This window comes from Burkholderia sp. HMSC10F09 (assembly GCF_001806955.1).
In the GTDB taxonomy this organism is placed as follows: Bacteria; Pseudomonadota; Gammaproteobacteria; order Burkholderiales; family Burkholderiaceae; genus Burkholderia; species Burkholderia multivorans.
In genome coordinates this window covers 1-7,535 of sequence record NZ_KV786593.1, presented here as the reverse complement: position 1 = coordinate 7,535, position 7,535 = coordinate 1, and the positions used below count along the sequence as shown (strand labels likewise).

At 69.4% G+C, this 7,535-nt stretch carries 6 protein-coding genes and 1 pseudogene; 1 reads left to right on the top strand and 6 read right to left on the bottom strand.

Annotated elements, in window-relative coordinates; genetic code table 11:
- The 5 genes from HMPREF3115_RS06520 to HMPREF3115_RS31875 all read right to left on the bottom strand — a co-directional run.
- Positions 1 to 753: sigma-70 factor domain-containing protein (locus HMPREF3115_RS06520; RefSeq protein ID WP_305367002.1), on the bottom strand; the 753-nt coding region annotated here is incomplete at its 3' end.
- Between the two features lie 22 nt (positions 754 to 775).
- On the bottom strand, positions 776 to 1,093 hold the full coding sequence (locus HMPREF3115_RS06515) for a high-potential iron-sulfur protein (RefSeq protein ID WP_053299049.1): 318 nt from the start codon (positions 1,091 to 1,093) through the stop codon (positions 776 to 778).
- A gap of 75 nt (positions 1,094 to 1,168) precedes the next feature.
- Complete coding sequence (locus tag HMPREF3115_RS06510; RefSeq protein ID WP_070553796.1) at positions 1,169 to 2,407, bottom strand: c-type cytochrome; 1,239 nt, start codon at positions 2,405 to 2,407, stop codon at positions 1,169 to 1,171.
- 70 nt (positions 2,408 to 2,477) lie between these two features.
- The gene (locus tag HMPREF3115_RS06505; RefSeq protein ID WP_006399100.1) at positions 2,478 to 4,205 is read right to left on the bottom strand and encodes a methanol/ethanol family PQQ-dependent dehydrogenase; all 1,728 of its coding nucleotides are present in this window, start codon (positions 4,203 to 4,205) and stop codon (positions 2,478 to 2,480) included.
- Between the two features lie 87 nt (positions 4,206 to 4,292).
- A complete protein-coding gene (locus HMPREF3115_RS31875; protein WP_125902327.1) occupies positions 4,293 to 4,748 on the bottom strand; it encodes a hypothetical protein in 456 nt (151 codons plus the stop codon).
- Positions 4,749 to 4,808: 60 nt separating this feature from the next.
- Between HMPREF3115_RS31875 and HMPREF3115_RS06500 the strand changes: the two genes are divergently transcribed.
- The gene (locus tag HMPREF3115_RS06500; protein WP_070553798.1) at positions 4,809 to 7,109 is read left to right on the top strand and encodes a TonB-dependent receptor; all 2,301 of its coding nucleotides are present in this window, start codon (positions 4,809 to 4,811) and stop codon (positions 7,107 to 7,109) included.
- 18 nt (positions 7,110 to 7,127) lie between these two features.
- On the opposite strand, the pseudogene HMPREF3115_RS06495 reads toward HMPREF3115_RS06500, so the two are convergent.
- Positions 7,128 to 7,535: pseudogene (locus HMPREF3115_RS06495) on the bottom strand (prolyl aminopeptidase); the annotation flags it as partial.

The window sequence follows — 7,535 nt, the reverse complement described above, 5'->3', positions numbered from 1 at the left end:
ATCGCGCACCGCGGCGCGGTACGCGGGCGATGCCGTGCCGCCCGACGCCAGCGCGGCGCGCATGTCGCGCGCGAGCGCATCGAGCGACGACAGACGGGCGAGGGCCGCGTCGCACACGTGCCGGTCGCCCGGCCGCATGTCGTCGTGTTGCGCGTCGCCATGCGGGTCGACGGCGGCCGCTGCATCGGCATGCCGGCCCTCATCGACGAACATCAAATAGGCCGATGCAGCGGCCCGGCCTTCCGCGATCTCGCGACGGATCGACGCCAGCGCATCGAGCGCATCGGGATCGCCGCACAGCACCGCGACCGACGCCGCGCGGCCGCGCTCGATGCGCTGCGCGTATGCGATCTCCTCGTCGTGCGTGAGGAGCGGCGCCGTGCCCATCTCGCGCAGATAGAGCCGCACCGGATCGGTCGTGCGCGGCGCGAGCAGATCGAAGGCCGCGAACGCACCGTTGCGCTGGGCCGCCGCGCGGGAGAGTGGTGGGGGCCGGAAATACCGGTCGAGCGACCAGTCCGTTTCCGCGTGGGCATCGTCCGATACCGCGATGCCGAGTTCCGCAAGGACGGCCGTCGCGGCGTCGATGCCGGCATCGTGCGCGTCGTCGTCGGGCAGCGCGTCGATCACGTCGCCGCGCGTCACGAAGCCGCGCGACAGGCCGAGTGCGATCAATCCGGCGAAAGGCGCGCTCGCCGATGCGAGCGCGTCGTCGTGGCCGGCCGCGGGCGCCGGCTGCCGTGCATTGGACATCGCCGATGCGTCGCGCGCGGCATCACGCGCGCTTTGCATACACGTTGCACCAGCCGTCCGCCGCGACCGCCTTGCCGCCGAACATCGGACACGTGCCCGCTGCGTCCGCGGCGTCGCCCTTGTAGAACCGGCAGTTCGCGCAGCGCTGGCCGGGCTGGTATTTCGGGAACTGCGCCGTATCGACGGCCGAGGCGTGCGCACGATAGCCGAGCGATTTCGCCGTGGCGTCGTTTTCGTCGACGAGCGGCGGCGCCGCGACCGAGGTGCGCGCTGCCGCGAGCGCCGCGCACAGGCCGAGCGTGTGGACGATGAAGGTTCTGCGAGTCGTCGAGTGAGTCACTGTCGTATGTCCTGATGAAGAGAAAAAAACAGAGGCGTGCGGCGCCGTTCGCATCGGCGTGCCGGCGTGCGGCCGTCACTGTCCCGCGGCTCGATGGCCGGCGGGGCCGACGACGAGCGGCGCGGTCGATGCGCGCGCGGTATCGGCCGTCAGCTTGCTCTTGCCCGCGACATAGCCGTTCGACGCGAGCAGGAAGGCCATCAGGTCCGCGTATTCGTCGTCCTTCAGCTTGCCGGGCTGGTCGGCCGGCATGTTGGTCGCCATGTAGCCGAACACGCCGCCGATCGTCAGATGCGAATGCGACAGCGGCGCGAACGACGGGCCGCTCAGCGCAGGCGCGGTGTTGCCTTCGAGATCCGCGCCGTGGCATTTCGCGCAGGCGTTGCCGTACAGCGCGCGGCCATGCTCGACCTGGGCGGCGTCGAACGTCGGCGCGTGCTCGGCGGTGCTCGCGGCGATCCGGATGAAGCCGCCGCCGGCCGGCAAGCCGCGCGCGCGCACGATGCCCGCGCGCATGATGCCGCCGGCGACGTGCGGCATCGCATCTGCGTCGCGCGCTTCGAGTGCGTTGGCCGGCAGCGTCCATTTGCGCGTGAGCGCGGCGAGCCGGCCGTCACGCTTCATCTGCGTGAGCGCGGTGTCGATCCGCTGCTGCAGCGAGGCCGAGCGCGGCGCGAACGCAAATGCCAGCTGCCATGCGGTGTACGGCGACGATGTCGGCGCGATGCGAAACGCCTGCTTCGGATGCGCGGCCTGATACGCAACGACGGCCGGATACCAGACGATCGCGCGATGCGCGCGGCCGGTGGCGACTGCCGCGACGGTCTGCTCGGACGTGTTCTCGAGATCGAAGTGCGCGTTCTGCTGCTGGACCGCGATCAGTTGCGCGGGGCTCGCGTACGTCGCGGCGACGATCTCGCGGCCGCTCGTCGACGCAGCCGCGTCGCGGCGCGTGACGCTCACGTAGCCGGAACGCAGATAGCCCTGCGAGAACAGCAGCGTCGTGTCGGACGCATCGGCGATCGCCGAGCGCGGGAAGCCCGCGAGCACGTCGCAATCGCGTTCGAGCAGCCGCACGAGCTCGTGCGCGGAGACGCCGTCGTCGTCGCCGCCGTCGACGCCCGGGGCGGCGAACGTCGCGACGACGCCGGCCGTGCGGAACGCTTCGCGCGCGACGGCCTTGTCGAGCGCAGCGGTCGGCGTGCCGGGAAGCGAGCACACGCGCACCGGCGCGGCGGCGGCGGGCAGTGCCGTCAGCGCGGCGCCGGATGCGAGCGCGCAGGCCGCGGCGAGGTGGGGGAGTCGGATGTTCATGTTCGTACGCTCGGATGGAAGTCGGGAAGCGCGCCCGCGCGCGGCGGCGCGGGCGCGACGTAGCAGCGGCTCAGGTGCGATCGAGGGCGAACACGTAAAGCGTGCCGCCGCGCGGCACGTCGTCCGCCGCCTTCGCCATCGGGCCGCCCCAGATCGGGTTCGCGCCGCCGTAGCCGGCGAGCACCGCGACGTATTCCTTGCCGTCGACCTCGAACACCGACGGCTGCGCGATGATGCCGCTCGCGAGCTTCGGGCTTTCCCACAGCACCTTGCCGGTCGATACGTCGAACGCGTACAGGTGTCCGTCGAGCGAGCCGCTGAACGCGAGGCCGCTCGCGGTCGTCGCGACGCCGCCGTTCCACGGCAGCTTGCTCCAGTGGCTCCAGACCTTCTTGCCGGTGTTCACGTCGATCGCCTGCAGTTCGCCGTATCCTTCGCTGCCGGGCTCGGGCTTGATCTCGAAGCCTTCGCCGAGATACGGCAGCCCTTCCATGTAGTTCACCGACTTGCCCGACAGGCTCATGCACGCGTGCAGCGACGGCACGATCGCCAGGTGGCGCTCGGGGTCGTACGACACCGACCACCAGTTCTTGCCGCCGAGGAAGCTCGGGCACGTATCGATCGTCGTGCCGACCTTCGGATACTTCGCCGGATCCTGGATCGGCGTGCCGTCCTCGGTGTAGCCGGTGACCGACGTCGCCTTCACGAACGGCTCCGCGTAGATCAGCTTGCCGGTATCGCGGTCGATCGCGTGGAAGAAGCCGTTGCGGTCCGCATGGATGATCGCGTCGCGCGCCTGGCCCTTGTAGCGGATCGTCGCGAGGATCGGCGTGTTCACGCCGTCGTAATCCCACGTGTCGTGCTTCGTGTACTGGTAGTGCCACTTCAGATCGCCGTTCTTCGGGTCCAGCGCGAGCAGCGAATCCGAATAGAGGTTGTCGCCGGGACGCAGATCGGCGAGCCACGGCCCCGGATTGCCGACGCCCCAGTACAGCGTGCGCGTCGCCGCATCGTAGGTGCCGGTCAGCCACGCGGGTGCGCCGCCGTGCGTCTGCATCCCGTCCGGCCAGGTGTCGCCGTGTTTCTCGCCCTGGCCCGGAATCGTGAAGCGCTTCCACAGCAGCGAGCCGTCGTTGGCGTTCAGCGCGGCGATGAAGCCGCGCGCGCCGTATTCGCCGCCCGAGCTGCCGACGACGATCGCACCGTCGAGCGCGAGCGGCGCGAGCGAGAACGCGTAGCCGAGGCCCGGCTCGAACATCTGCTTCTTCCACACGAGCGTGCCCGTCTGCGCGTCGAGCGCGGCCACTTCGCCGCTGAGCATCGCGACGTACACGTTCTTGCCGTAGAGCGCGACGCCGCGGTTCACGACGTCGCAGCACGCGGTCTTGAACGACTCCGCACCGAGCTTCGGCTCGTATTTCCAGAGCTGCGCGCCGGTCGCCGCGTCGAACGCGTAGACGTTGTCCTTCGGCGTCGTCACGAACAGATAGCGGCCATTGACGATCGGCGTCGCTTCGAAACCCTGCTTCAGTTCGGCCGGAAACTTGTAGCTCCAGGCCTGCGTGAGCCGGCCGACGTTCGACGCATCGATCTGCTTGAGCGGCGAGTGCGCCTGGCCGTTGTACGTGCGGTAGTAGGTCAGCCAGCCCGGATCGTGCTGCGCATTCGTCAGGCGCTGATACGTGACGGCCGGATAGTCGGCCGCGGCGTCCACGAGGCCGGGATTCAAGGCGATGGCGGCTGCCGCCGCGATGCCGATCGTTGCCAGTCGGCTCGTCGAAGCCGAGAGTTTCTTCATGGTTGTCTCCTGAGTCATTGTGGTCGCACCGCGGCAAACCGATCGCCGGGCCGGCATGGACGGGTTCCGGATCCAGTGCGACCTCGGTCACGCAAATCGCATGCCATTGCGCTCGCGGCCTTGTACGGCAAGGGTCGGCGCGCGAATCGAAGGCGGCGCCGGCAATGCGCGGCATGGTCGGCCGCGGCGCGCATCTGTTGCGTTCGGGAACAGCTGGGTGTGCGAACTGTTGCGAAACATGACAGTGCGGACGGCACGCAGGTGCCGGTTGGCGTGGCGATGCGGCGATGTGGGCGGCGTGCGTCGATCGACCGACATTGCGTCATTGCATGCGTCGCCCGCGCATCGCGCGGTGCGCATCGCCAATCGCGGTCGGCCCACCGACGACAGCGCCGACCGAAGCGCAACACCCGTCGATACGAAGATGGTGCGTGTGCCGCACGGTGTCGCGGCGGCACATGGAAGCACACCGCGCACATCGCGATTCGCGCTCATCGGCATGCTTCTTGCCATCCGCAGTACCGGCGATTCGTCGCGCAGCATGCACCGCGGCACGCACGCGCGATGCATCGCGAGACCGACAACGACACCGGAGGAGACACGATGAAAGAGACCGCACCGCCGAAGCGGCGCGTCGCGGCATGCCGCGCGCGCATCGGGCTGTGCTGCGGCGGCGCGGTCGGCGGGCTGCTGATCGCATGGCCCGCGCATGCCGCACCGGACGATAGCCGCGACGCGACGACGCTTGCCCCGATCGTCGTCGTCGGCACCACGCCGCTGCTCGGGATCGGCACGCCGCTGTCGCGCGTGCCCTCGAACGTGCAGACCGTGCGCAGTGCCGAACTCGACCGCCAGCATCGCAGCACGCTGACCGACTATCTCGACAAGAACGCGACGAGCGTCGACATCGCGGAGGCGCAGGGCAACCCTTACCAGCCGGACATCAACTACCGCGGCTTTACCGCGTCGCCGGTCGTCGGCACGCCGCAGGGCCTGTCGGTGTTCGTCGACGGCGTGCGCATCAACGAATCGTTCGGCGACGTCGTGAACTGGGACATCCTGCCGCCGTCCGCGATCGACACGCTTCAGCTGATTCCCGGCTCGAACCCGACCTACGGGCTCAACACGCTCGGCGGCGCGCTGGCGATCACGACGAAGAACGGCAGCACGAGTGCGGGCGGCGCAGTGGAGGTCAGCGCGGGCTCGTGGGGGCGCAAGACGGTGCAGTTCGAGCAGGGCGGCCGTGTCGGCGATCGTGTCGACTACTACCTGAACGCGAACGTGGCGAACGACAACGGCTGGGCCGACCACAATGCGAGCCGCGTGCGGCAAATCTTCGGCAAGCTTCGCTATACCGATGCGGATACGACGCTGTCGCTGTCCGCCGGCGGCGCGGACAATACGCTGCACGGCACGCAGACGATTCCGCGCTCGTTCCTCGACAATCCGCGGCAGGCCTATACCTATCCGGACCTGAACCGCAATCGCGCCGGCTATCTGACGCTGTCCGGCGATCATGCGTTCGGCGATCGCGTGCAGCTGAGCGGCAACCTGTACTACCGGCGGTATCGGAACACGAACGTCAGCAGCAACGTGAACGAAGACGCCGGCCGCGCCGGCGACGATGACGCCGCCGAGGGCGCGCCGGCGTCCAACGACCGCTCGACGATCGCGACCGAGCGCTACGGCGCGAGCCTGCAGCTCACGTTGCTCGGCAAGCCGGCCGGCTTCGACAACCAGCTCGTCGTCGGCGCATCCGCGGATCTGGCGAACGCGCATTTCGAGCAGGCGTCGCAACCTGCGGCGTTTACCGATTCGCGCGCGGCGATCGGCATCGGCGAATTCCAGCAGACGACGCGCGCGAAGACGCGCAACGCGAACTACGGCTTCTATTTCGACGATACGCTGCAGCTCACGCCGCAATGGTCGATGACACTGGCCGGCCGCTACGACTGGGCGCGCGCGGCGATCGAGGACATCAGCGGGCTGCAGCCGCTGCTTACTGCCCGCCATACGTTCTCGCGCTTCAATCCGGCGATCGGCATCACCTGGAATCCGGTGCCCGGCCTGACCGCGTACGCGACCTACAACGAAGGCATGCGTTCGCCGACCGCGATCGAACTCGCGTGCGCCGACCCGGCCGCACCGTGCTCGCTGCCGAACGACTTTCTCGCCGATCCGCCGCTGAAGCCGGTGATCGCGAAGACGGTCGAATTCGGTGCACGCGGGCGCGTCGGCGCAGCGACGACGTGGAGCGCGGCGCTCTACCGCACGACGCTCGACGACGACATCCAGTTCGTCAGCAGCAACGGCGGCGCGGGCACGCTCGGCTATTTCCAGAACGTCGGCAAGACGCGCCGGCAAGGGATCGAGCTCACCGCGCATACGCACGTCGGGCCGGTCCGGATCGGGATCGGCTACAGCTATGTCGACGCGTCGTACCGCTCGACGTGGACCGAGCACAGCGCGAGCAACTCGAGCGCCGATGCACGCGGCAACATCGTCGTGCGATCGGGCGACCGCATCCCGGGCATTCCGGCAAGCACCGCGAAGCTGCGGCTCGACTATGCCGCGACGCCGACGTGGAGCCTCGGCACGAATCTCACGTACCGCAGCGGCGTGTTCGCGCGCGGCGACGAAAACAACCGCGACGCGGGCGGCAAGCTGCCGGGTTACCTGCTGATCGACGTCGACACGACGTGGCAGGCGACGAAACATCTGCAGCTGTTCGCGTCGATCACGAACCTGCTCGACAAGCGCTATGCGAGCTTCGGGATGCTCGGCCGGAATTTCTTCAACGGTCCGAACCATACGTTCGACGGCGCCGCTGCGGTCGACGAGACCTTCGTCGGGCCGGGCGCGCCGCGTGGCGCGTGGGTCGGCATGCGCTATGCGTGGGACTGAGCGCGCGCCGCGCGGCCGTTACGCATCGCCCAACAGCGTGCGGATCGCGCGCGCGAGACGGCGCGCGAGCGCGGCATCGCTGGCGAGATGACCGGCCGGCACGCGTTCGACGATCGCCGTCGGCACCGCGCGCGCGAGGCGCGCGACGTTGTCGACCGGGCAGACTGCGTCGCGCGTGCCGTGTACCGCATGCAGCGGTACGCCGGCGTGCGCGGCGCGACGCGCGAGCGACAGCAGCCGGCGCTCGCCGAGCCAGCAGCGGCGCTGCAGATAGTGCGCCTGGATCCGGTACTTGTCGGCGAGGCGGTCGAGCGCGCGCGGCGTCGTGCGCATGCGACGCGCGGGCGCGCCGGCGAGCAGCGCATCTTCGTACGCGCTCCACGCGCGCGCGATCGCGCGGCGTCGACCGGCATCGACGCCTGGCCG